We start from the raw sequence: 218 nt of genomic DNA, 5'->3' as shown, positions 1-218 counted from the left end.
GGACGAGCCTTCCTCAGGAACCCTTAGGTTTTCGGCGGATCAGATTCTCACTGATCTTTTCGTTACTCATACCGGCATTCTCACTTGTATACAGTCCAGCAGTCCTTCCGGTCTACCTTCAACCCGGCATACAACGCTCCCCTACCCCTGATGCAAAGCATCAAGCCATAGCTTCGGTGGTGTGTTTAGCCCCGTTACATTTTCGGCGCAGAGTCACT

At 51.8% G+C, this 218-nt stretch carries 1 rRNA gene; it reads right to left on the bottom strand.

Going from position 1 to position 218, the window contains the following annotated elements:
• A 23S ribosomal RNA gene (locus KJS58_RS25320) occupies positions 1-218 on the bottom strand; the annotation flags it as partial.

The sequence above is a fragment of the Paenibacillus sp. J45TS6 genome (genome assembly GCF_018403285.1).
In the GTDB taxonomy this organism is placed as follows: domain Bacteria; phylum Bacillota; class Bacilli; order Paenibacillales; family Paenibacillaceae; genus Paenibacillus.
This window is presented reverse-complemented; position numbering and strand designations above follow the sequence as displayed.